Source organism: Flammeovirgaceae bacterium SG7u.111, from assembly GCA_034044135.1.
GTDB lineage: Bacteria > Bacteroidota > Bacteroidia > Cytophagales > Flammeovirgaceae.
Genome location: CP139021.1, coordinates 1,927,164 through 1,952,061 on the forward strand (window position 1 = coordinate 1,927,164; position 24,898 = coordinate 1,952,061).

The 24,898-nt window shown below is 39.3% G+C and carries 22 protein-coding genes; 11 read left to right on the plus strand and 11 right to left on the minus strand.

Going from position 1 to position 24,898, the window contains the following annotated elements:
* Positions 1 to 221: 221 nt before the first annotated feature.
* Both R9C00_07615 and R9C00_07620 read right to left on the minus strand, forming a co-directional pair.
* On the minus strand, positions 222 to 1,109 hold the full coding sequence (locus R9C00_07615) for a dienelactone hydrolase family protein (protein ID WPO37314.1): 888 nt from the start codon (positions 1,107 to 1,109) through the stop codon (positions 222 to 224).
* Between the two features lie 151 nt (positions 1,110 to 1,260).
* Positions 1,261 to 1,842 (minus strand): PepSY domain-containing protein, encoded by a 582-nt coding sequence (locus tag R9C00_07620; GenBank protein WPO38765.1) that lies wholly within the window; start codon positions 1,840 to 1,842, stop codon positions 1,261 to 1,263.
* Positions 1,843 to 2,165: 323 nt separating this feature from the next.
* Here R9C00_07620 and R9C00_07625 point away from each other — a divergent pair, with 323 nt between their 5' ends.
* The 3 genes from R9C00_07625 (at position 2,166) to R9C00_07635 (ending at position 5,393) form a co-directional block, all read left to right on the plus strand.
* Complete coding sequence (locus R9C00_07625; protein ID WPO37315.1) at positions 2,166 to 2,747, plus strand: TlpA disulfide reductase family protein; 582 nt, start codon at positions 2,166 to 2,168, stop codon at positions 2,745 to 2,747.
* A gap of 11 nt (positions 2,748 to 2,758) precedes the next feature.
* Positions 2,759 to 3,370 (plus strand): thioredoxin family protein, encoded by a 612-nt coding sequence (locus R9C00_07630; GenBank protein WPO37316.1) that lies wholly within the window; start codon positions 2,759 to 2,761, stop codon positions 3,368 to 3,370.
* Positions 3,371 to 3,836: 466 nt separating this feature from the next.
* Positions 3,837 to 5,393, plus strand: a complete 1,557-nt coding sequence (locus R9C00_07635; GenBank protein ID WPO37317.1) for a GH3 auxin-responsive promoter family protein — start codon at positions 3,837 to 3,839, stop codon at positions 5,391 to 5,393.
* Between the two features lie 79 nt (positions 5,394 to 5,472).
* Here R9C00_07635 and R9C00_07640 read toward each other — a convergent pair whose 3' ends face one another.
* Both R9C00_07640 and R9C00_07645 read right to left on the minus strand, forming a co-directional pair.
* Entirely contained in the window at positions 5,473 to 5,946 is a 474-nt protein-coding gene (locus R9C00_07640) for a YqiA/YcfP family alpha/beta fold hydrolase (protein WPO37318.1), read from the minus strand.
* A gap of 471 nt (positions 5,947 to 6,417) precedes the next feature.
* Entirely contained in the window at positions 6,418 to 6,735 is a 318-nt protein-coding gene (locus tag R9C00_07645; GenBank protein ID WPO37319.1) for an antibiotic biosynthesis monooxygenase family protein, read from the minus strand.
* Positions 6,736 to 6,846: 111 nt separating this feature from the next.
* On the opposite strand from R9C00_07645, the gene gldC reads away from it, so the two are divergent.
* Together gldC and R9C00_07655 are read left to right on the plus strand one after the other, a co-directional pair.
* Positions 6,847 to 7,188, plus strand: a complete 342-nt coding sequence (gldC, locus tag R9C00_07650) for a gliding motility protein GldC (GenBank protein WPO37320.1) — start codon at positions 6,847 to 6,849, stop codon at positions 7,186 to 7,188.
* A gap of 36 nt (positions 7,189 to 7,224) precedes the next feature.
* On the plus strand, positions 7,225 to 8,721 hold the full coding sequence (locus R9C00_07655) for a GH3 auxin-responsive promoter family protein (GenBank protein WPO37321.1): 1,497 nt from the start codon (positions 7,225 to 7,227) through the stop codon (positions 8,719 to 8,721).
* A 77-nt stretch (positions 8,722 to 8,798) separates the two neighbouring features.
* Here the strand turns inward: R9C00_07655 and R9C00_07660 are convergent, their stop codons facing one another.
* Genes R9C00_07660 through R9C00_07670 form a run of 3 tightly spaced genes read right to left on the minus strand, consistent with a single transcriptional unit; the run spans position 8,799 to position 10,172 of the window.
* A complete protein-coding gene (locus R9C00_07660; protein ID WPO37322.1) occupies positions 8,799 to 9,071 on the minus strand; it encodes a hypothetical protein in 273 nt (90 codons plus the stop codon).
* A gap of 46 nt (positions 9,072 to 9,117) precedes the next feature.
* Positions 9,118 to 9,378 (minus strand): hypothetical protein, encoded by a 261-nt coding sequence (locus tag R9C00_07665; protein ID WPO37323.1) that lies wholly within the window; start codon positions 9,376 to 9,378, stop codon positions 9,118 to 9,120.
* A 41-nt stretch (positions 9,379 to 9,419) separates the two neighbouring features.
* Positions 9,420 to 10,172, minus strand: a complete 753-nt coding sequence (locus R9C00_07670) for a ParA family protein (GenBank protein ID WPO37324.1) — start codon at positions 10,170 to 10,172, stop codon at positions 9,420 to 9,422.
* 383 nt (positions 10,173 to 10,555) lie between these two features.
* Here R9C00_07670 and R9C00_07675 point away from each other — a divergent pair, with 383 nt between their 5' ends.
* Positions 10,556 to 11,953 carry a C1 family peptidase gene (locus R9C00_07675; protein WPO37325.1) on the plus strand — a complete coding sequence of 466 codons (1,398 nt, stop codon included), beginning with the start codon at positions 10,556 to 10,558 and terminating at the stop codon, positions 11,951 to 11,953.
* 229 nt (positions 11,954 to 12,182) lie between these two features.
* Positions 12,183 to 13,922: a GAF domain-containing protein gene (locus tag R9C00_07680; protein WPO37326.1), complete on the plus strand. Its 1,740-nt coding sequence runs from the start codon at positions 12,183 to 12,185 to the stop codon at positions 13,920 to 13,922.
* On the opposite strand, the gene R9C00_07685 is transcribed toward R9C00_07680, so the two are convergent.
* Positions 13,919 to 15,139 carry an S-adenosylmethionine:tRNA ribosyltransferase-isomerase gene (locus R9C00_07685; GenBank protein ID WPO37327.1) on the minus strand — a complete coding sequence of 407 codons (1,221 nt, stop codon included), beginning with the start codon at positions 15,137 to 15,139 and terminating at the stop codon, positions 13,919 to 13,921. The two genes, R9C00_07680 and R9C00_07685, sit on opposite strands and share 4 nt — an antisense overlap.
* Positions 15,140 to 15,224: 85 nt before the next feature.
* Between R9C00_07685 and R9C00_07690 the strand changes: the two genes are divergently transcribed.
* Positions 15,225 to 16,265 carry a quinone-dependent dihydroorotate dehydrogenase gene (locus tag R9C00_07690; GenBank protein WPO37328.1) on the plus strand — a complete coding sequence of 347 codons (1,041 nt, stop codon included), beginning with the start codon at positions 15,225 to 15,227 and terminating at the stop codon, positions 16,263 to 16,265.
* A gap of 75 nt (positions 16,266 to 16,340) precedes the next feature.
* Here R9C00_07690 and R9C00_07695 read toward each other — a convergent pair whose 3' ends face one another.
* From R9C00_07695 to R9C00_07705, 3 genes are all read right to left on the minus strand, one after another.
* Positions 16,341 to 17,822, minus strand: coding sequence for a leucine-rich repeat domain-containing protein (locus R9C00_07695; GenBank protein WPO37329.1), 1,482 nt, complete (start codon positions 17,820 to 17,822; stop codon positions 16,341 to 16,343).
* A gap of 226 nt (positions 17,823 to 18,048) precedes the next feature.
* Positions 18,049 to 19,095 carry a 3-dehydroquinate synthase gene (aroB, locus tag R9C00_07700; GenBank protein WPO37330.1) on the minus strand — a complete coding sequence of 349 codons (1,047 nt, stop codon included), beginning with the start codon at positions 19,093 to 19,095 and terminating at the stop codon, positions 18,049 to 18,051.
* Between the two features lie 143 nt (positions 19,096 to 19,238).
* On the minus strand, positions 19,239 to 20,324 hold the full coding sequence (locus tag R9C00_07705) for a bifunctional 3-deoxy-7-phosphoheptulonate synthase/chorismate mutase type II (GenBank protein ID WPO37331.1): 1,086 nt from the start codon (positions 20,322 to 20,324) through the stop codon (positions 19,239 to 19,241).
* A 279-nt stretch (positions 20,325 to 20,603) separates the two neighbouring features.
* On the opposite strand from R9C00_07705, the gene R9C00_07710 reads away from it, so the two are divergent.
* From R9C00_07710 to R9C00_07720, 3 genes are all read left to right on the plus strand, one after another.
* The gene (locus R9C00_07710) at positions 20,604 to 21,623 is read left to right on the plus strand and encodes an NAD(P)H-dependent glycerol-3-phosphate dehydrogenase (GenBank protein WPO37332.1); all 1,020 of its coding nucleotides are present in this window, start codon (positions 20,604 to 20,606) and stop codon (positions 21,621 to 21,623) included.
* A 703-nt stretch (positions 21,624 to 22,326) separates the two neighbouring features.
* On the plus strand, positions 22,327 to 23,655 hold the full coding sequence (locus R9C00_07715) for a caspase family protein (protein WPO37333.1): 1,329 nt from the start codon (positions 22,327 to 22,329) through the stop codon (positions 23,653 to 23,655).
* A 419-nt stretch (positions 23,656 to 24,074) separates the two neighbouring features.
* Positions 24,075 to 24,791, plus strand: coding sequence for an OmpA family protein (locus R9C00_07720; protein ID WPO37334.1), 717 nt, complete (start codon positions 24,075 to 24,077; stop codon positions 24,789 to 24,791).
* Positions 24,792 to 24,898: the final 107 nt, after the last annotated feature.

A 24,898-nucleotide genomic window follows, 5' to 3' on the forward strand; every position in this document is an offset into this window, starting at 1 on the left:
ACTTTAAAAGTGATGTCTAAATATAGGTTGATTTATTGAAAATACTACTATTCTTAATCGTTTTTTACTGAGCAGTGACTTATCCGTAGAACATTATATAAAATAAATCCTGTCTTAGGATAAGAAAATGAATATGGACTGAATATCATTTGGGGCAAAAAAAAGCTCCATAGCCTTTTGGGTAAGACTATGGAGCAACAAATGATATTCTAAACTATATTCTATTTCAAATTTTCCTCAAAAAATGCAACGGTTCTTTCCCACGCCAATTTGGCTGCGGGCTTGTCGTACCTAGGCGTAGTATCGTTGTGGAAGCCGTGGTTCACATCAGGGTACATGTACTGGGTGTAGGTTTTATTATTGGCTTTCAACGCTTCTTCGTAAGCTGGCCAGCCTGCGTTCACACGTTTGTCCAACCCTGCATTTTGAACGAGTAGAGGGGCTTTTATAGCTTTTACTTCTTCGGCAGAAGGTTGGCTTCCGTAAAATGGAACTGAAGCTCCTAGGTCGGGTAATTTTACCGCCATCATGTTAGAAACCCAGCCACCAAAGCAGAAACCTACCACACCCACTTTGCCAGTACATTCTGGATGGTTTTTGAGGTATTCGAAAGCTGCGATGAAGTCTTCCAGCATTTCATTTCTATCGCGTGTTCGCTGCATAGTTCTGCCTTCGTCATCGGTTCCGGGGTAGCCGCCTAGCGGTGAAAGCGCATCGGGGGAAACAGAGACGAAACCTGCTAGTGCAGCTCTGCGACCTACATCGGCTATGTGTGGGTTTAGTCCTCGATTTTCGTGGACTACTACTATTCCAGGTAGTTTTCCTTTCGCATCTACGGGGCGGGAAAGCTGAGCTTTTATCGAACCGCCACCCTTGGGCGAATCGTAATTGATAAACTCAGTTTTTAGCCTTGGGTCATCTTCCTTTACCTGAATGTTATCTTGGTAATTGGGCATAATAAAGCTGAGGAGGGCAGGAACGGTGAGGCTTCCTACGGCATAAGTCGATAGCTTTTCAAGAAATACCCTTCTATCAATTCTGTTGTGTGCATAATCATCGTACAGGTCAAATACTTCCTGCTTGATGTCTTCTTTTTTTATCTTCTCCATTGATTTATAATTAGTAATGTTGGTAAAATATATTGAGTGAATCTTGTTGCCTGTCGAAAACAGAGGAGTGTCGAAGTTAAAAGCGAGTTATGCGAATTATCAGAGTTGTCCCCTTTTGTGGTCTTTTGGATTACAACAGAAGGGGTTGTTCTTAAACGAAAATAATAATAAGGGCAAATGCAAGTCCTGCAAGTGTAAAATACACACCTTTCTTAAATACCGATGATTTGGGCGTAAACATCCAGAAAGAGGAAATTACGAAAAATAACAAGGAAAGCCCAAAGAAGATGTTCAAGAAGAAAAGAGGGCGGTCGGAGTTTGCCTTGTGCAGGTGGACCATCTTGTCTAGCACAAAAGGAAGCTCTTTTTTGGTGTAAGTAGCCTCTCCAGTTTGGGTGTTGAACTCACCTCCTTTAAAGTACATAATTCCCTCCTCGGTTTTAGTCACTTTTAGGTTTTTGATGCCCAGTTCCCTTCCTAACATTTCTGTTTTTGTATCTGCCGGAATCGATTTGGTGTATTGGTTTTCTTGTTTTAAAAAATCTGTGTTTCTAAAGATCAACACAATTCCGCTAAGGGCATAAACAGCCATTATTCCTGCTAAAAAAAAGCCTAAGTAGCGGTGGTAAATTCTCATTTTTTTGTTCATACTCTTTGAAAGATTAATTTTTTTTTGAAAATGAAATTGTTCAAAACTGTTTCTTCGTGCTGCACATGGCTGGTTTGGTCTTATACTCCGTCACTTTTCTTGTAAATAAAACCTTTGAACAACTCCAGTGCTAAAAAGCCCATTGGGCATAAGTTATTTATTAGACATTGAACTGCGAAAATTAATCAATGAACAACTGGAAATATCTAATGAACGGTAGGTTTTTTTGAAAGATGTTCTTGTTTGTCGAATAACTAATAAGGAGAGTGCAGTGAGGTTGGCGTTTTATTCGGCTGTTGTTCATAGGTTTAAAAAGGTTGTTTGCCCTATTTTACAAAACAAAAGAACAGACGGATTAATTATAGCTATTAATATTTAGAGCACAAATTAAACATTGGGTAAATTAAATGAAAAAAGCTTTTAAAAAGGGTATTCAGGCAGGTTTTCTTGCAATTCTACTGGCGGCGGCTTTTGGTAGCTGCCAAAGTTCTACTCAAAATGCTGCGGTTGAAGAGGGAGAAGCAACCAGCCAATGGCCAAAGCCTAACTCTTATGTAAATGGTATTCCTACATATAACAAGTTTGCCGATATCGAGCCCTTGTTCCATATGGAAAATGACACCACTTACATTATCAATTTTTGGGCTACATGGTGCAAGCCATGCGTAGAGGAGCTTCCGCACTTTGAAACATTCAATGCTCGCAATGCAAACAGGAAAGTGAAGGTGATTTTGTGCAGCCTTGATTTTCCCAAGCAGCTCGAAAGCAAGCTAGTGCCTTTTGTGGGAAAGCATCAGCTCAAGTCGTCCGTAGTTGTGTTGCTAGATGGGAAGTTCAATGAATGGATTGATAAAATATCTCCCGAATGGTCGGGGGCAATTCCTGTGACGTATGTTTACCGTCAGGGTAAATCTGCGTTTACAGAATCTACTTTCGAAAGTGTAGAAGAGCTTGAAGAATTCATTAATCTAAATTTAACTAATATCTAAAACTAAGAGTCATGAAAAAGTTACTATTGATTTCGATTTCTCTTGCGTTATTTTCTTTTGTCTATCAGCATGAGCTAGGAACAGGCAATGGTGTGGGTATAGGTGAAAAAGCACCGGATTTCAAACTGAAAAATGTGGATGGGAAAGAGTATTCTTTCGAGAATATTATGGATAGTGAAGGGAAAAAGCCTGAGGGGTACATTGTCATTTTTACATGTAATACCTGTCCTGTAGCGCAGGCTAATGAGCAAAGAATCATTGACTTGCACAAGAAATATGGTGCAAAGGGATACCCTGTAGTGGCTATCCAGCCAAATGACCCGAAGATAAAAGCTGGTGATAGCTTTGAAGAAATGAAAAAGAAGAACTATCCTTTCCTCTACCTTTTTGATGAGGGACAAACTGTGTACCCTCAGTATGGTGCAACCAAGACTCCTGAAGTGTTTATTGTAGATAAAGACTTGAAAGTTCGTTATCACGGGGCAATTGATGATAATGCGCGCGATGCGGATGGTGTAGATGAAAAGTTTGTTGAAAAAGCGATAGGTGCTTTGATGAAAGGAGAAGCGCCAAGCCCAGCAAAAACCAAAGCTATTGGCTGTGGAATAAAAGCCGGTGCTTAATAAGAACGACATTACATTGCAAAAAAATAAAAAGGACGAAGTGGGTTTTCCACTTCGTCCTTTTTTTAGTGGAATAAATTGATTGATGGTTCATAAATAATTGCCTTTTTTTTCATTGATTTGTCATCTAAATTTAATAAATGAAGTTGTAATATTGTTTTTTTTAGCTTATTGAAAATCAGTTTTTTAGGGAAGAGGTAGGGCTGAGGGTAATAATGTGCTGAATTTAGATAGTAGTAAGACGCTGTTTGGGAATTATATTTAAAAATTGTTATTGCTTATTTTGGATGCAGAATAAGGCAAAATAGACAAAGATAGTGGAGCTATCTGCGGAGATTTTAACGAGGGCGGCTAGCCGAAATTATGCGTCAAAAGAAGCAATAAGAATTTTGAAGATGCATTTCAAAACAGCTTCTTAGATAAGAAAAGAAATAAGTTAGCGCTTCAAACTTAACCGATAAAGACTATGATAAAGAAAGAGAAACTGTTAAGTACCTTTGGGTCGCTTTTGCAGCAGGCAATCAAAGCTCAAAAAACTAAACTGGAGAAAAAGGCACTTCCACCAGCCTTGGCACAAGACAAGACGCTCCGCAAATTGCTAGATGATGCTAGGGGGACGGCTTTTGGGAAGCATTACGGGTTTGGGCAACTATTGGAGTCATCGCATCCAGCGAAGCTGTTTCAAGAAAATCTTCCTGTTTTTGATTATAATAAATTGCATGATGAATGGCTTTATAGGAGCATTGCGGGTGAAAAAAATGTGACTTGGCCAGGAAAGGTCAGCCACTTTGCCCTCACTTCGGGCACGTCGGAAGCAAGTAGCAAGCGAGTGCCAGTGACAGGTAGGATGATTGACGCAATGCAAAAGACCAGCAGGAGACAGATATTGACGATGGCCGATATGGACCTGCCGCCTGATTTGTACAATAGAAAAATACTAATGCTCAATGGAAGCTCGAAACTCAACGAAGTCGATGGGCATTTTGAAGGGGACTTGAGCGGGATTTTGGCTAGTAAACTTCCCGTTTGGTTTCATAAGTTTTACAAGCCGGGGAAAAAGATTTCCGATATAAAACAATGGGATGAAAAACTAGATGAAATGGTACTGGCTGCCAAAGATTGGGACATCGGGTTTATCGCTGGGGTTCCGGCTTGGGCGCAGATTCTTCTCACCAAAATAATTGATCATTACCAGCTCGATAATATTCATGAGATCTGGCCTAATTTTTCCATCTTCGTGCATGGCGGGGTGGCTTTTGCCCCGTACAAGAAGAGCTTTGATAAACTGATAGGGAAAAAGGTGATTTACCTTGAAACGTACTTGGCTTCGGAAGGATTTTTTTCTTACCAAGTAGCCCTTGATAGAGAAGACATGAGGCTTGTGACGGATAATGATGTGTTTTATGAGTTTATTCCTTTTAATGAGGAAAACTTTGAGGCGGATGGGCAGCTTGTGGACAACCCTCAAACCTTGCTAATAAATGAGGTGGAAGAAGGGAAAGATTACGCATTGCTGATTTCTACATCGGCAGGGCTTTGGAGGTATATGATAGGGGATACGATAAGGTTTACTTCTGTGAAGGATGCTAATATAGTTATTACGGGGCGGACCAAGCATTTTCTTAGCTTGTGTGGGGAACATTTGTCGGTAGATAATATGAACCATGGGATTATTAAAGTAGCCGAGCATTTCAATACGGAGATTAAAGAATTTACCGTGGTGGGAATGCCTCATGAAGGGCTCTTTGCCCATAAGTGGTATGTTGGCGTGACGGAAGAGATGGACGAAGAGGAAATAAAGCGGGTGTTGGATGAGGCACTGAAAGAACTGAACGATGACTATGCCACTGAGCGTGAGCATGCGCTCCATGAGGTTATGGTGCATACGGTGCCTCTTCAGCTTTTCTACGATTTTTTGGGGAAATTGGGCAAATCAGGTGCTTCGCATAAATTTCCAAGGGTACTCAACAAGGCTTTCCAAGAAAAATGGGAAGCTTTCCTCGACGAGGTTCATGCTATTTAATAGGAGACGAAACAAAAAATGCGGACATTTGGCCGCATTTTTTGTTTCGTGAATTCCAATTGTTTAACCTATGGGCAAATCATAACCCCGCAAGTTGGATCATCTCCTGAAAGGTTTTTAAGTCAACTTGATGGCCCATCCATTCACATGTGATGAGTCTAACATTATCTTTAGTAGAAAAATAGCTAAGGTTCAGGTTGGTAGGAATCACATCATCGTGAGCACCTAGTACCACATAGCTACCTACATCTCTTCTTTCTTCTATATTATGGCTCTGTACCCTTACTGAGCGGAAAGGCATGGCAGGATTGAAAAGGAGCTGGTTTTTGCCCAACAAATGACCAAGCCAGTATCCATAATACCCTCCTACAGATGCGCCTATTATATAATCAATTTCATTTGTTTGTGCATATTCTACCAACACGTCGAACGTATCGACTTGCTTTCTGTAATCAAACTCTAAAGAAAAAACGTCATGACCTTTGTCTCTAAGAATTTCTAGTTCGCTTGAGGTCGGAATATTGTCTAGTCCGTGGATGTACAAGATTCTCATAATACTATTGCTGGTTGTAAGTGTTTGTTCGATAATTTAATTTCACCCCATAAACGCCTACTATTATGTTTCATTTCACTTTTTCTTCTTCGTTATTGTCAAAATCCTTACGTAGGGTTTTATTTATAGTTTGATCATTAAAATTCAAGGTTCACTTCATTTGGGGGATACCCTATATTGAGTAGTCTTCTGCAAGAAAAATGTTCTAAGTTCTGATTATCTTGTGATTAGAAGCTGTTTTCCTTTCAAAATAGTAAATAGTATTATAGATTTACAGTTAATAGTACGAGCCTAGGGCGTTAATTCGCTTTTTGGGCATGTATTATTGTTTTTATAAAAATTAATTTGACACTAGGAACAGAAAGCCCGGCTTTATTAGAGCCGGGCTTTCTTGTTTTGTATGGGATGGGGGATTCACCTACCTATTTTTTTCAATATTTAGGGCATATTAATTCGAAAAAGCCTTAAACCTTATTTGGGTAATATGTTAATGTTAGGCAGACATACTGCTGGGGAGTAGGAAATGGCTTCGGGTTTCGCCGAAAACAATCTCTGGGTTTTAGCCCAAGTTTCTTTAAATAGTTCCGATTGTCTGTATCGCTCTAGCGATTCAGTATCTTGCCAATGGCTGTAAGTAGTGAAACTGCTTTTTTGTGCAGCTTCTTTCCACAGCTCTAGGTGTTGGCAGCCTTCGGTAGCAAGTATTTTATCTTTCACAGTTTCAAAGGTCTTCAAAAACTCTTCAGCTTTCTCTTCTCTAAAATGCATTCTTACAATTCTGATTATCATTTTCTAAGGATTTATATCGATTTTGTGCAACTTTGCGGTCTATTTCAAAAATAAAGGTTTAAAGCCTGTCTAAAGTAAGAAGAAGGTTTAGGTTGGTAAAAAAATAGACAAATGAAGACGTCAGATATTAGGTTTAAAGTAGAGTTAGACGATGATAATGTTCCAGAAAAACTATTCTGGGAAGCTACAAATGGTCCATCGGTAGGTTTGCAGGAAACAAAAGCATTCACTATTTCTATTTGGGACCAGATCCAAAAGGAGACTTTGAGGATAGATTTGTGGGGCAAAGAAATGCCAACGCACGAGATGAAGCGCTTTTATGTAGATACTATTGGCGGGCTGGCAAACAGCTTGCGTTCGGCTACGAGCGATGAATTCATGGCAACAGAAATTGAAAACTTGTGTGAAAAACTGGTTGAATACCTCAAAAAGGAAGGGGAGTCACCTGCGTAAACTATATTTTTTAAACTGATAAGAAGTGTATAACCTATGGGAATCCGTTCAGTCCTGAGTAAACCTTTTGCTGCGTATATAGCAAAGGAACAAAAAAAGTGGTCGATGAACCCTATTGGTTCTCAGCAAAAAGTATTTGATAACCTGATTTCCAAGGCTAAGCATACAGTCTTTGGGCAAGATCATTATTTTGAGAATATCCGCAATTATGATGACTTCCGAAAGAATGTGCCCATCCGAGACTATGAGGATTTAAAGCCTTATGTAGAGCGGGTTACCAAGGGAGAAAGCGATATATTGTGGCCAGGGCAGCCTGCTTATTTTGCCAAAACCTCAGGTACTACTTCGGGCACAAAATACATTCCGCTTACAAAGGATTCCATGCCGAACCATATTAATTCGGCGAGGAATGCATTGCTTTCGTATGTTCACGAAACAGGAAAGTCCCAGTTTTTGGACAAGAAGCTGATTTTCCTTTCGGGAAGCCCCGTTATGTTCGAAACCAACGGTGTGCTTACGGGCAGGCTTTCGGGGATTGTGAACCACCATGTGCCGGGCTATCTCCGCACCAACCAAATGCCCAGCTATGAGACCAACTGCATAGAAGAGTGGGAAGAGAAGTTGGAAAAAATTATAGATGAGACGCTTTCCCAAAATATGTCCCTCATTTCGGGTATTCCTCCTTGGGTGCAGATGTATTTTGATAGGATTCAGGCTAGAACGGGAAAAAAGATCAAAGATGTTTTTCCTGATTTTTCTCTTTTCGTTTATGGTGGAGTGAACTTTGAACCTTATCGAGCCAAACTCTATGAAAGCATTGGGAAAAAGGTCGATTCTATAGAAACGTATCCTGCCTCGGAAGGCTTCATTGCCTACCAAGATTCGCAGGTGGAAGAAGGCTTGCTCATGTTGCTAGATAGCGGGATTTTCTTCGAGTATGTTCCTGCTGACGAGTACTTCAACGATAATCCAACTCGATTGAGCATTGAAGAAGTAGAAGTAGGTAAAAACTATGCGCTCATTATCAATTCGAATGCTGGGCTATGGGGGTACTCGATTGGAGATACGGTAAAGTTCATTTCCAAAGACCCGTACCGTTTGTTAGTGACTGGTCGGATCAAGCATTTTATTTCTGCATTTGGAGAACACGTGATAGGAGAAGAGGTTGAGAAAGCGATGAAACATGCGATGGAGTTGCATCCGGAAGTGAAGATTAAAGAGTTTTCGGTTGCCCCACAAGTCACTCCGGCTGAGGGCTTGCCACACCACGAATGGTTGGTGGCTTTTGAAAACGAACCTAATGATCTCGAAAAATTTACCTTGGCCATAGATAAAAAGCTTTGCGAGTTGAATGTCTATTACGATGATTTGATTGTAGGAAATATATTGAGGACTTTGAAAATAACTTCACTGGCTGAAAATGCTTTCCAAGATTATATGAAGTCGATAGGGAAACTGGGGGGGCAGAATAAAGTGCCAAGGCTGGCGAATGATAGAAAAATAGCGGATGCTATTGTGGAATGGCGGAAGTAGTGGCCACGCTTTTAGAGTTATAACCAAAATGTCCAGCCTTACTGCTAAGGCTGGACATTTTGGTTTATCATGTTTTACTAAAGCTTACTATAATCTATTTGTGAGCATTCATTGCACGTATCCTCAATTTCGGTGAAGAGGAGGTTGTCGTATTGTCTTCCAAAAAACACATTATCACTTTGCAGATATTCAGTTCTGGTCATGCAGGCAATGTACACCCGCACATTTGTGCCTTGAACTATTCCTGAAACGCAACCGAGCCCATAAGACCCCGAACTGTTGCATGAGGATAGGGAAAGGCCGTACATCATGCTGAGGGTCAATAAGATTATTGATACAAACTTTTTCATGGGAGCAAAAATATCAATAATCCTTGAAAGTAGATGAGGAGCTTGATTATTCAGCCAAATAAGCCGATAAAGCTGTTGCTACTACATCTTTTACCTCTACCTTGTTTTCTTCGGCAAGTTTTTTTGTTTTTGCCAACTGCTCTTTTTCCATAGGGAGCAGATACATTTCGTACTCTCCTTTTTTTACTGTCAATGCTTTTTTTGCAGGTTTTTCCTTTACCGGTGTCGCTGTTGCTTCTTTTGCTTTTGGAGCTGCATATTCACCAAAAATATCGTTGGCATCTGATGTAAAACTCTTTTTTGACATGGTTATCTCTATTTTATTTTTTTTCTAAATTAAATTCCTGCTCATGCTTTGGAATGTCTTTCCAAAATCTCTACACATAAGTCTGCGTAATCTTTTGCACCGTAGCTATAGGGTGCGTACCTAAATATATCCATACGCTTGCTCGGTGCTTCAGCTAGTGCGATATTGTCCCGTATTTTTGTTTTGAAAAGCTCGTTGGGGAATTGTTGTTCCAGCACTTCCACTACATTTCTGTTCAACACTTTTCTGCTGTCAAATCTTGTAGCAAATACTCCGGTCACTTTTAGCTGGGGATTGAGGCGCTTGGTTATTTTTTCCAAAGATTCGGTTAGTGAAGCCAACCCTTCTAAGGAAAGAAACTCGGATTGCACGGGCACAAATACTTCCGTAGAAGCCAAAAGTGCGCTCATAGTGAGAATGCTTAGCGATGGCGGACAGTCGATATATACATAATCGTAAGTGCCATCAAGCTTTTCCAATTGCTCCTTTAAGATAAAATGATCTCCTTGAGCTGGGTCTAGCTGGGTTTCGGCTTTGCTTAGTTTCAAAGTAGCTGGGGCAAGGTCGAGGTTTTCCGAAATAGATACAATTGGAATATCCGTCTCTTCTGTCAGGGACTCGTAGATGGTCTTTTCGGGCTCTCTTACACCTAATGATTTACTAAGGTTAGCCTGTGGATCGAGGTCGACTAGCAATACTTTTTTACCGCCAAGGGCTATTCCAGCTCCTATATTTACGGTTGATGTAGTTTTGCCTATTCCTCCTTTATTATTTGCTATGGAAATGATTCTCATCTTATATCAAGTGATTTTTGAATTCAAAAAGTCAATTGGGCTTCAGTTTCCGATTAACGCCGTTACTGGCAAATCATTTTCCTGTTTTTAGACTAAATGAGGCTTATTAGCAAGAAAAATGTAACGCTATTGTATATTCTGCGTATTTGTAGAGCATGTAATAAGTATTAGATTCCGTATGATTTTTCTTTTTATAATTAGGCTTTAAAAAAAAATAGTGGTAATTCTTCTACCTAAAGCAAAATGTACAAACCCAATTTTTTTAGTATAATGCAAAGAAAAAGGAATAGAATCTATTTTATCATTCGTACATAACAGAAAGAAGTTTCCCCATTTCATATATTTCTCTACACTGATTCTGCATAAAATAAATCATTCGAAACATGAGAATTTCACTGATCTTTTTACTTGGATTATTATCCTTTAACCTTGTTTTTGCCCAAGAGTACACAACTGGGCTAAACTTTGACGATGAGGAATATGCGAAGATCCCCCGAAAAGCTCCACTTACCCGTGGGCTTTATGTGGAGGCGATGCCAACTGCTATTTCATTAAAAAAATACTGTCCAACTCCCATGAGTCAAGGAAGTTATGGCACTTGTGTGGGTTGGTCTACCAACTGGGCAGCGCGAACCATAGTAGAAGCAATACGCAACAATTGGAATAGTAGGGATCAAATCTCTCAAAATACGTTCTCGCCAGGGTACGTTTATCAGCAAATAAAGGATAGAAATGATGTGAACTGTTCGTTTGGGACAAGTATCCATGATGCGCTCAACTACATGAAGTTCAACGGTTCGGTGCATTATTCGGACTTCGACCAAAGTTGTGCTTCTGAAGTGCCCATGCATTTGAAGGAGAAAGAAAAAGCCTTTAAGATAAAAGACTTTGCTAGGATTTTCAGTATAGACCAAAGTAGCAACTTTAAAATTCAAGCGACTAAAAAAGGGCTTTCAGAAAACTATCCTATAATTATAGGAATGAAATGCCCTCCCTCTTTTTTCAAAGCGAAAGGAGCTTGGCAACCCGAAGAAGATCCGAAAGGTAGTTTTGGAGGACATGCCATGTGTGTGATTGGTTACGATGACAGCAAGTATGGCGGTGCTTTTGAAATTATGAACAGTTGGGGTACAGGCTGGGGTAATGAAGGTTTTATTTGGGTGAAGTATGAAGACTTTGCTAATTTTACCAAGTATGCTTATGAGCTGATCCACGACCCTGGTACGTACAGGCCACCTACACCTGTTGTAGTTGCCAAACCAGATCTTTCCGGCGAGCTCAAGCTGGTGACCGACAGAGGAAAAGCAATGACGGCTTCGCTGAGAGGTGACGAGTACAAGATGAACCAAGCTTATCAGTCGGGAACTAGTTTCCGTATTTTCATCTCAAACAATGAGCCTGCTTATGTGTATGCCATCGGTACGGACAATACAGAAGAAATTTTTCAGCTTTTTCCATATGCCCCAGATATTAGTGCCTCGCTTAACTATAGCCAAAATGATGTTGCTTTGCCGAGTGAAGATCATTATATCACAATGGATAATACTACCGGCACAGATTATATTTGTGTGTTGTACAGCAAAGATGAATTGGATATAGAAGCAATCAAACGAAAAATTGCGTATACTTCTGGCGACTTTAAGGGAAGGGTAGAGTCAGTTTTGGGCGATATGTTGGTAACGGATAATAATATTACCTTTAGTGGGAATGAAATTGGTTTTAAGGCATTCAGTAAAGGAAGAAGCATTGTAGCGTTAATTGTTGCTACGGATCATATATAGTACAAACCATATTGTTAATCTTATGGCTAATCAAGCCCTGCCGATGTTGGCAGGGCTTTTTTTATAGAATGTTGAAAGGATAGAAAAGGCTGTTTTTAATAGCTGTGGAGGTATTTGAAGAGTGGGGTAGTGTAGTTTTTATTTTTTTGAAAATGTTCCACTTTATTACACCCCAATTTGGAGGAAATAGCGTTTAGTCATTAAGATTGAAAACTGAAATTTTAGCATTATGACTTTCGAAGAATACACCCCTTCTCCAGAGAAGCTTAAGGAGCGTGTAAGAATCAACACCAGAAAAATCAATAAGATTTTTTATTATACAATGCCTCTTGGGATGTTGATCAGTTTGGTGTTGGCTACCATTTATGGCAACTTCGAATTTGCTATTTGGTCTTCGGCAAGTGTTTTACTAACATTTTACGGTGCTAAGTTTTTTACGAGAAAGCACCCTGTTTTCCATAAGTATTTGACGGCTATTGTATTGGCTTTATTTTCTCTACAATATATTTTCCAGTCGGGAAATGGACCCAATGTGCTGTTGACTTTTTTAGTATTCAATACTGTTCTTATTCTTTACAATAACTGGAGAGTATTAGGGGTTTCGATGCTTTCAGGAACTGTTGTTTCAATTTTTGGAATGATGAGTAACCTAGGCTACAAATACTGGGGGTTGCCAGAAATAATTCAAGATACAGGTAGTACAGGCATTGAACAAGGGGTTGAATTAGCCAATATTGGACTGTCTATCATTCATTTTACCCTTTGTGTGCTTGTTAGTAACTATTTCAAAAAGGAGTCTTATCAGAATATTAAATATGTTCTATACCTTGAGGAACAGTTGAATATTGAGGAAAATACGAAGTTGGCAAATGATATAGCTAAGGGAGTGTTGGATGGTGAGTATAAACTGAACGAGCACGATATGCTTGGTGAGGCTTTGGTAGAGATGAGGGAAAACTTAAAAGGGTTACAAAGCCAAGATGAAATTTTGAGGTGGCAAAATAAAGGTAGGGCACATCTGAATGAGGTGCTGATCAATAGCAATAACATCAATGACCTTTCAGAGCAGCTGATTTTGAATTTGGTGAACTACATGGGGGTATATCAAGGAGGTTTTTATGTGCTTGAAAAAGATGAAGAAGGAGCTGAAATCCTTGTGCTAAATGCCCATTATGCCTACGATGTTCCCGATAGTGTTTCCCTGAAGTATTATGTAGGAGAAGGGTTGGTAGGAGAGGCCGCAAAGGGGAAAAAGACAATTTTGATTGATAATGTACCTAGCAATTATTCCAATATTGTATCGGGATTGGGTAGTGCCCTTCCAGAAAATATATTACTTGTTCCCTTAGTTTTTAGGGATAATGTAGCTGGGGTAGTTGAAATAGCATCGTTTAAGCAATTTAAGCCACATGAGGTCGAATTTGTTGAGGGGCTGGCAGAAAGTATAGCCGTGACCATAAACTCTGCCAATTCAAAAGATGAGACTTCTCGAATATTGATGGAGGCGCAGCAGATGAACGAAGAGATGAAAAACCAAGAAGAGGCGATGCGTTTGAATATGGAGATGATGGCGGAGGGGCAAGAGGAGATTGAGAGGCTCAATGCTCAGATGTCGAGTACTATGCAGGCGATAGATTCAAGTTTTGCAACTATAGAATATAGTACAGAAGAAGGGAAAATTCTCAGTTGTAATGAACGGTTTGAGGAGATATTTGGCTACTCGGAGCGAGAGCTTCAAAAAGAAACATATGAGTTGTTTGCCTTAGAAGGTGATAAAAATACCGAAGATTATAAGCAGTTTTGGAAAGAAGTATTGGAGGGAGCTACTAAATCTGTAACGGTAAATCGTTTATCGAAAAATGGGCAAGTAGTACAACTTAGGGGTCACTACTCACCCATTTACGATATGAATGGTGAATTGGAAAAGGTGATGAATATTTGCTACGACCTTTCCTCTGATAACGTTTAGGCTTTTCTGTAAAGTAGCGAAGCATCGCCATAGCTCAAAAAGCGGTAGTTGTGGTTCAGTGCTTCGCTGTAAATTTTCCGCCAGTCTTCTCCTACAAATGCAGCAATGAGAAGTATTAGGGTACTTTTAGGCAAATGGTAGTTTGTGATAAGCTTATCGCAAACTTTGAAGTCGTAGCCAGGGAAGATGAATATTTCCGTTTCCCCATAAATTTCTTCTACTCCTTCTTTTTTCATTTTATTCAGAATTGCTTGAACGGCTTCTTCCAAACTGGGAAGCTGTTTTTCTTGGTAAGGGGCAAGTTTTTCAATGAAAAATTCGCTGTCCATCCCTTCTCTAAGCAGTTTTTCACCATACCAGTAAATACTTTCCAAGGTTCGAAGTGAGGTGGTACCTACTGCGGTCACTTGCCTTTTTTCCAAAATAGTTTCCAAGTTTTTCTTGCTTACCAACACCTGCTCTTTGTGCATTTTGTGTTTGCTGACTTGCTCATCCGAAACGGGCTGAAACGTTCCTGCACTCACATGGAGGGTTAGGGCTTCTTCTAGCACGCCATTGACTTTTAGCTCATCTAGCAACTCTGTAGTAAAATGCAAGCCGGCAGTAGGTGCTGCAACTGCTCCTTCACGCTCGCTGTACACCGTTTGGTAATCATCGGTATCGCTGAGCTCTGAGGCTCTTTTGAGGTAGGGTGGGAGCGGGATATTTCCAGCCTCTTGTACCACATCTACAAAATTGAGTTGGGCATCGTTCCACTGGAGTTTTACCAATAAATTATCCCTGTCTTCCACTGTAGCGGAGAGGGTTATCTCTTTGCCTTCTATAACCAACTTACGTTGTAAACTACCTTCCTTCCACCGTTTTAGGTTGCCAATTTTACAAGCCCAAATTGCTTCGTTTTTAACCAGCATTGCCTCTTGAATTACAGGAGTGGGTGCTACCGGATGTAGCAAAAAAACTTCTATGGTAGCACCTGTAGGCTTTTGGAAATAGAGCCTTGCGGGAAGTACTTTGGTGTTATTGAAGCATAAAGTGTCATTTTTACCCAGATGGTTACGGATATCGTGGAAAAGTTCATGGCTGATGTTACCATCTTTATATACCAGCATTTTTGCCTTGTCCCGCTCTTTGAGGGGGAACTTTGCAATATGCTTTTCTGGTAATTGGTAATTGAAATCGCTTATTTTTATTTTTTCTAGTTCTGAAATTGAAATCATTGTTTTAAAGACTTTTTCTCTAGTTAGGTGCTATCTTTGCCGAAAATTCACCCATTTTTTGAGCAAACACTTACATTAAAATCAGATGTACAAACTTGTCAGACCCCTTTTGTTTACAGTCGATCCTGAAACTATTCACGAACGCATAGTAAAATTTTTGAAAACAGGAATGAAGCTTCCTTTGGCTTCTTCTATCAGCCAAGGCTTGTACAATACAAGTGACCCTATTTTGGAAAAGGAAGTGTTCGGAATCAAGTTCCCTTCTCCTGTTGGGCTTGCCGCTGGTTTCGACAAGGATGCAAAGTTAGTGGATGAACTGGCAAATTTAGGGTTTGGCTTCATAGAAATTGGTACGGTAACCCCGAAAGGGCAAGGGGGAAACCCAAAACCAAGGTTATTCAGACTTCCTGCCGACAGTGGGCTCATCAACAGGATGGGGTTTAATAATGGAGGTGTGGAAGAAGCATTGGAGCGTTTGAAGAAACGGAAGTCAAAGGTAATAGTAGGAGGGAATATTGGGAAAAACAAAGTGACCCCTAACGAAAATGCCGTTGATGATTACATTATCTGCTTCAATAAACTATTCGATTTTGTCGATTATTTTACTGTAAATGTAAGCTCTCCCAATACTCCTAACTTGAGGGAGTTGCAGGATAAAGAACCGCTCACCAACTTGCTCAATACACTTCAAGAAGAGAACAATAAGAGAGAAAACCCAAAGCCAATCTTGTTGAAAATTGCTCCAGATTTGACCAATAGCCAACTGGACGATATTGTTGAAATAGCAGAGACTACAAAAATTAGTGGGGTGATAGCTACTAACACTACTATTGACCGAAGTAAACTCACTACTCCGGCTGAGGAGGTGGAAGCGATAGGAAATGGAGGGTTAAGTGGTAAACCGTTGACGAAGCGCTCAACAGAAGTCATTGCTTACCTGTACAAAAAATCGGGTAAGAAATTGAAAATTATAGGGGTAGGGGGGATTCACACTCCCGAAGATGCGATAGAAAAACTAGAAGCAGGGGCTAGTTTGATTCAGGTTTATACAGGGTTTATTTATGAAGGACCTGGTTTTGTGAAAGCGTTAAATAAGGGAATAGCAAAATACCTGCGTTCCAAATAACTTGGGAGGGTTTTCACAAAAAAGGGTGGGTTTCTATTGAAACCCACCCTTTTTTGTGAAAATATAGAACCTTAGTTAATTGATTGAACTATTAGGTTTCATCTTTTTGAACCAAACTATTTCATCTTCGCTTACATTGGTTTCAGAGCAATCTACATACTCTAATTGCCTCAATCTTTCAGCGAACCTGAGAGAAGAAACGGGGGTAAAAGGGCACCAAACTGACTTCAATCTAAATAGCTCAGAAAGAGGACTAAGGTCTTTTATTTCTGTTCCCGATAAGTCAATGGTTTCAAGCTTTTTGAGTCTTTGCACTGGAGCTATGTCTGTAACTTTTGTTCCTGAAATATTAAGGTCGGAAAGGTTGCCAAAAGTAGCAATCATAGAAAGGTCAGCAATTCCTGTGTTTGAGATGCTTAATGACTCTAGTTTACGCATTTTTGCAATTGGGCGAAGGTCATTGATCTTCGTACCAAAAATTCTTAACTCCCTCATTTCTGTAAGCTCAGCCAGTGACTCCAGCGAGGTTATTTGCGTATTGGCGCAATAAAGCTTTGTCATTTGCTTCTTATCAGCCAATACAGAAATATCAGGTATTTCTGTATCAGATACATATAACTCTTTCAGGTTTTTCATCTCACTTAATTCCTCTATGCTCGTGATTTTAGTTTCGTAAAGCGAAACTTTAGTGAGCTGGTGCATGTTACGAATAGGCTCAAGGTCATCTACCAACGTCATCGAAATATCTAAATCTTCAAGCTCTGTAAGGTTTTTGATTTCTTCTATAGAAGTGATTTTGGTATTGGAGCAATGAAGGATTTTTAAGCCCGTGATGTCAGCGATAGGAGCTAAGGACTTTACATTTGAGCCTGTGATGTAAAGAATTTTTACATTTTTTAGTTCAGTCAATGCCTTTAGATCTAGGATCTTATTCTCATTAACACCTCCACCAGTACAAATGATTCTATTCAGGTCATAAATTCTATTGAGCTCCATAAGCGAGGGCTCTCCTTTGAATTTAGCATTTTTCCTGAACACTTTTTTCCACTCGTCATCCACTCCTTGCCACCACTCTGGAAAAAGCACGGGGTAAACGGTAAGGTCATTTCTTGAGCTTCTGAACCTATCTAGCTCTTCGGGGCTAACTTTCGAAAAAGTACAATTTACTTTTTGGAGTTGCCCAATGTTTTCAAGCGGGCTCAAGTCGGTAACTGGAGTTTTGATTAAGTTCAACAACTGTAGGCTGTCTAGGTTCTTTAAAGGCTCTAGACTACTGATAGGTGCTCCTGCACAATTTATGGCTTTTAGGCTGTAAATTGCTTCAATATCCCCTTCGCTTATTACGCTGTCGTTTTTGTTCAGAGCTTTTAAGAAGACCTTTTGCCAAATTTGATCGAGCCCATTCCACCATTCCATCGAAAGCGAATCTTTTCCCTTGGCTTGCCTGATCTCTCCCGCTGAGGGTAACATGGTTGCGCCAGCTTCCATATTCAGTGAAAGGAGAACTATGATAATAAGCATCATTTTAAGCAATGGAGTAAATCTTTTGTAATGCACAATACTGATGTTTTGAGTTTGAACTAGCTTTTTTGAAACAAGCATACTTTGTTGCTGCTGATTGGGATGGTCTAGCCATTCGTAAAAATACAGGGCAACGGTTTTTGATGTGAAGTTGGAGTAAAGGGCATTGCTCTTTACCTGTGATTATTTGGCTTGGAATTATTGCTTAGTCTATGTAAATACGCTGTTTCACTCATTCTTGTATGCAAAAGTCGGGGTATTTTTAAAGAGAAAGGTAGTAAGCCAAGCTCTCTTCTATTTCGGTGGGTGTTATGTTAATGTCAAAGGTTGCTTTACCAATTTTTTCGAGCATCACACATTTGATTTTTCCACCCACGTTCTTTTTGTCTTGGTACATGTTTTCTACTATAGGAGCAAATGCTTTGGTAGAAAACTTAGGTAACCCGAAGATTGAAGAAATGTATTTGGTAATTCCCTCGCTTTCAGAAACTTCTAGTCCAGTTTTTTTGGCAGAAAGGTAAGCTTCGCAAATCATACCTATGGCAATAGCTTCACCGTGTAGCAATCTTTCATCGCCTTCTTCCAAGAAATAGGTTTCAATAGCATGCCCTATGGTGTGTCCAAAATTTAAGATTTTTCTCAACCCTTGTTCGGTAGGATCTTGTTTGACAACATTTGCTTTTATGTGAATAGAATGTTCGATGATATCATGCCACAATTGTTCCTTCAAACTCTTTTGGGAAATTACTTCCCATTTTGATGCGTCGGCTATGAGGCAATGTTTGATTACTTCGGCAAACCCAGAGCGGAGTTCTTGTTCGCTGAGGGTTTTGAGGAAACCAGGGTGAACCCAAACTTCTTTTGGAAGCTGGAAAACCCCAATGTGGTTTTTAAACCCTTTGAAGTCGATGCCCAATTTCCCCCCAACGCTTGCATCTACTTGGGCAAGTAGGGTAGTGGGTATTTGTAAAAAGTCTATTCCTCTTTTGTAAGTTGCGGCACAAAACCCACCCATGTCGCCAATTACACCACCGCCGAGGTTTAAAACAACCGCCTTGCGATCGAACTGGCAATCGGTCATCACACTCCAAATTTCTTGGCAAGTCCCTAGGTGCTTATGTTCTTCGCCAGGGTTGATGTCGATACAAATGTGAGAAGGCAGGAATGGCTCTATAAGAGGGTAGCAGCTGACTCGTGTATTGTAATCTACCAATACAGCAACTGATGAGTATTCACTTAAAAATGAAAAATCTTCTTGTTTGAAGTTGTCAAAAATCTTTACGCTCTTAGTAATTTCCCTTCCAGCCATTTTTCTAGTTTTTAATATATAAGGTGTTTGGTTTTCTCAATTTGTCAAAAAAATATTCCCCTCAAAGTTAAAAACCTCAAGGGGAATATTTACTATTTTATAAGCTCGCTTTTACAAAATGAAAAGCCATTGTTCAAATTATACTATTCAACATTCTCTTTGTTCATGATAGAACTTTGGCGCTTTATAGCTTCATCATGAACTACTTTGAAGAACTTACCGATGAATTCGTCATCAAGGTTAAGTTGCTTACCCCAGTCAACTCTGGTTTTGAATACTTCTAACCATCTGTTAGCTTGGAAAACAGTTACATTGTTATCTTTTTTGTATTCACCCAATTTGTCTACCATAGACTGTCTTGTGGCAAGGTTTTCCAAAATTTCTCTATCTACCTCGTCAATCTGGTTTCTCATGGTCTGTAGGATAGAATTGAACTCCATGTTGTCAGACGATACTTGGCGGATCTTGATCGCATCCAATATATCTTTAAGACCAGCAGGAGTAACTTGCTGTTTTGCATCGCTCATTGCCACACTAGGGTTGCAGTGAGTTTCTATCATCAGGCCATCGTAGTTAAGGTCGATCGCTTTTTGCGAAACTGGCAATAATAATTCCCTGTTTCCAGCAATGTGGCTAGGGTCACATATCATTGGCAAAGTTGGCAAATCACTCTTCATCGCAATTGCCAATTGCCACATAGGGACATTACGGTATTTCGTTTTCTCAAACGAAGAAAAACCACGGTGAATACCTGCGATTTGGGTGATGCCAGCTTGGTAAATTCTTTCGATGCTACCTTTCCACAAAGCCAAATCTGGATTGATCGGGTTTTTGACCATCACAGGAATGTCAACGCCTCTAAGAGCATCGGCAATTTCTTGGACTGTAAAAGGGTTTACCGTACTTCTGGCACCAATCCAGAGCACATCCATGTCGTATTTAAGTGCCAATTCTACATGTTTTGCGGTAGCAACTTCCACGCAGGCAGGCATTTCTAATTCTTTTTTGATTTTTTGGAACCACTGAAGCCCAACTTCGCCAACTCCTTCAAATTGACCAGGTCTAGTTCTCGGTTTCCATATACCAGCTCTTAGCATGGTAATATCTAATTCTTTGATACCTTTGCACGTAGTGTAAAGTTGTTCTTCTGTTTCGGCACTACAAGGACCAGCAATGGCAAATGGAAGATTTTTGATTACTTTCCAACTGCTGATAGGTTGAATATCCATTGTTCTAACTCTCTTTTAATTACTTCATTCACTTAATTTAAAAAGTAAAGTTATCAATATTTTACTGTATTAATGAAAAAAAATTAGTGGATGGAGGTAATTGTTGAAACAGGCTTAATAAAAATGGCTTCACGGTTACAATTAATCAATCAACATAAAGACACTATTAATAAATAAAGAAGCCTTGCCTTGTAGTAGAGGAAAAGGTTTCAAAATTGAGTTTATTTAAATAACCAAAAGCATTAGTGCTTATCCCAAAAAAAACAACACATTTTAGTTTTGAAAGAAAAGAAAAAGAACGAACTAAAAGGCAAGGCTGTAGCTGTAATAGGTGCAGGAAGCTGGGCAACTGCCATCGTTAAAATACTTTCGCAACAATCGGCTAGCATTAACTGGTGGGTGCATAAAAAGAAGGATGCGAAGAAGATAGCTAAGAAAAAGAAAAACCCTCGTTATCTTTCGTCTGTAGAGATAGATATTGATAAAGTAACAGTGTTTTTGGATATAGAAGAGGCGATTCAACATGCAACAACTGTTATTTTAGCTGTTCCCGCAGCCTTTATTGGCGATGTGCTTGAACCTCTTAATGCAAAAAGCTTTGAAGGGAAGGCGGTGATCTCAGCTATCAAAGGGATGATTCCTGAAAAAGGTTTGCTTATTACCGACTATGTACACAAGGAATTTGGCGTACCTACCAACAAGCTAGGGGTGATTGCGGGACCTTGCCATGCCGAAGAGGTTGCAATGGAAAAACAATCATACCTAACTATTTCTTCTGAAGACTTTCAGCTAGCCAAGAATTTTGCTGAGATGTTAAATTGCCACTACATCAAGACCTCGATAAATACCGATATATATGGTGTAGAATATGCCGCCATCATGAAAAACGTATTTGCCATAGCTTGTGGAATAGCACATGGGTTAAATTATGGGGATAACTTTCAGGCGGTGTTGGTGTCAAATGCACTTAGGGAGATAGAGGTTTTCTTGGAAGCCATTAGCAAAAAGGATAGGCAAATTAGTGCATCGGCTTATTTGGGTGACTTGCTGGTGACCACGTACTCGCAATTTAGTAGGAACCGAACCTTTGGAAACATGATAGGGCGGGGGTATTCGGTGAAGTTTGCCCAACTGGAAATGGAAATGATAGCCGAAGGGTATTATGCCGTGAGGAGTTTGTACCAAATTCAAAAAAGGCACAATTTAAACCTGCCCATCATCAAAGCGGTGTATAATATATTATATGAGAAAATCTCGCCTATAATTGAGTTTACCATTCTCAAAAACGAAATGAAGTAAGGTCATTTCTAGAGGTGGTTAAAAAACAAAAAACCCTGATTCAGCAAATCAGGGTTTTAGACTTAAATTATTCACATTATTGAACCAAAATTTTCAGCTACAACTGAAAAATTCTTTATATATCCGTAAAACGAATGAAATTTCTTTAGAAGATAACCAGTGAACGAGTAAACATTTACTCTATTGTAACGGAAGAAAATTATTAAGGTTCTGATAAAACTGGATTTTCACAATTAAATATCCTTTTTCCGTCATTATTTAAATTGTGTCTTTAAAAAATCCAACAAAGTTTTTAATATTTTTTGAATAATAGGCTCTTATCCTTTTATTTTTTTGCGTTTAAGCCAAATCAAATTCTTTTTAAGAAAAATAGAAAATATTTTTTGTGAATTGGGTAACCTATGGGAAATTATAGTAATGAATACGATTTGAGTTAAAATGAGGAGCATTTAAGCATATGTACAATCCTTTTTCCATAACTGTAGTGAGGTAGGCTATGTATTTTTGGAGAGGTTTTTTTATTGGTTTTCTAACGTGTAAAAATTTTCCATGAGTTTGTTCGGAATTGCATCTCTTTTTCCAAACCAATCCTGCCGTAAACCGTAATATAGCTTGACCACACCTTATTCTGCACTGCAATCAATTACATACTATCTACTCCTTTGTTCCAGAAGGAGTCAAGAAGAATCTAATTGAAGTCAAAATGAAACTGCCGTCTGTTGTTACTACAAGAAATTGGCTTGTCCAAATAGCCGTGTTACTTTTTTGTTGTTCCTGTGCTACCATATTTAGCGGTACTACCCAGAAAGTCCGTATCAAGTCAGATCCTAAAAATGCCCGTGTCTTTATAAATGGAAAAGATAGCGGAGTGAATACAAATGGGAAAGTGATCATTCGTAGGGCAATTGGGCGGACAGAGCATAACAATACAAATGAGCAAACTTATATCATCAAAAAAGCCGGTTATGAAGATGCCGTAATTCGAGACCGAAGGACAATTAATGGCTGGGCATTGGCTGGAGACCTGCTTTTCTTTGGAATTCCCCTCATACCTGATTTCCTCAATGGCTCCATTTATCATTATCGCAGGAATATTAGGGTAGATATGGTTCCTATTAGTTCTGCCCCTGGGCAGACTGTCCTAGCAGCTAATAAGAAGGAAAAGCCTGAAATAACCTTGCCTTTACCTGTTCTTAATCAGATTGAGGAATTTTCTGAAGAATTGTTCAAAGATATCCCAACTACTCAAAAGATAAATCACAATGCGATAGCCATCGTAATCGGCAATAAGAACTATGAGGGGAAAGATATTCCTAATGTGGACTGGGCATTGAACGATAGCAGGTTGATGAAAGAGTATTTGATCAAATCCTTTGGTTTTAGAGAAGGCAACGTGATTTATATAGAAGATGCCGACTTGGGAGATTTCTATAGAGTTTTCGGAAATAAAAATAATTACAAGGCTAGGTTGTACAACTTGGTCAAGCCCGATGAGTCAGATGTGTTTATATATTATACTGGTCATGGAGCTCCTGATGTGGAATCGCACGAAGGCTACCTAGTGCCGGTAGATTGCGAAGATGTTTCTTTACTAGAGTTTGAAGGCTTTTCCCTCGATATCCTTTATCAAAATCTATCGAAAATCCCCTACCGTTCGCTCACTTTTGTGGCAGATGCGTGTTTTAGTGGAAACACTCAAAATGGCGGTGCACTCATCAAAAGCGCTTCACCAGTGTATGTAAAAGCCTTAACCAAGCTGCTTTCTGATGAGAATACCTATATAATGACATCTTCAAGAAACGATCAGGTTGCTTCTTGGTACGATGAGAAAAAGCATTCACTTTTTACATATTACTTTTTGAAAGGGCTAAAAGGAGAGGCAAATACCGACCAAAATGAAGGTGCACTCTCGTTTAAAGAGCTCAGGGACTACCTTGAGGAAAATATCCCCTATATGGCGAGGAGTCTACACAACCGGTCTCAATTCCCAGAACTGTTTGGGCAAAACGACAAGGTTTTGTTGGAATATTGAAAATATTTAATTCACTGGTATTTCATACATATGTATATTCAGGTAGCCTAGGCATACTGGGCTGATTTTTTCTTTTATTTGCCTCTAAATATTTGATTAAGATGCTTTTAAAACCTAATGTGAGCAGCTTTCAAATTACTCCGATAAGTGTTTTAACTACTTCAAAAGCTTATCTGTCCTTTGTTTTCCCTACAACCAATTCTATGTCTGTTAAAGCTTTTTTTATTGCGGTAAAGAAATTGTAAACAGATGTAAAGAAAGTTACATCTACAAATCAACTCTGCTTTAACCTACCTGCACGAAATAGCATAGGTGGCCGTTTTTCAATTGATTTACTAACATAACAATTTGAAAGACAGCCAGCTGTTATTGACTGTTTTGGTAACTAACTAAGATTTCAACTCAAACTTTATAGGCAGATGACACCAAGAATAATAACGCTTTTTATCGCACTCCTCATTTCAGCATTTACAGCAATAGCGGGAGGAAGTGGAGAACCTACAAAAGATTCCAAAATATTTCATTTGGTGGGGCAAGTACTAAACCTTGAAACTTCTGAGCCCATAAAAGCAAAGCTATCTTTTAAAAAGCTTCCTTATTATACAAATATTGGTTTCTTCAACAATAAAGTAGAGACAGGCGAATATGCTTTGCCACTCTTGTACGGAGGGAAATACGCCATCGAAGTTTATGCAGAAGGTTACTTCCCAGTTCAGGTAATATTTGATGCATCACAAGTAGGAAACTTAGATGAGTTCAGCAAAAATTTCCAGCTTACTCCAATCCACAGGGGCTTAGCATTGGAGTTGGAGAATATCAACTTTGAGCACAACAAGGCCGAAATTACCGAAGATTCTTACCCAATGTTAGATATGATAGTAAAAACGCTTTCAGATAATTCGGAAATCGCTATCCAGCTCGAAGGTCATACTAGCTTAGGTGGTTCTGAATCGTTCAATATGAAACTTTCAAAAGATAGGGTTGAATCAATAAAAGATTATTTGGTTGGCAAAGGAATAAATAGAAATAGAGTAAAAACAAAAGCTTTTGGTAGTAGCAACCCTGTTATAAGAGATAATTCCCTAGAGGCCAGAGCCCAAAATAGAAGAGTTGAAATAAAGATATTGGAAAACTAACAAAACAACAGCTTTCATTTTCGAAGCCCACAGATTTCTGTGGGCTTTTTTCTTGTGAAATAATTTGACTTCAAAACCCTATAAATGCTTGCTTGACGTTATCATTA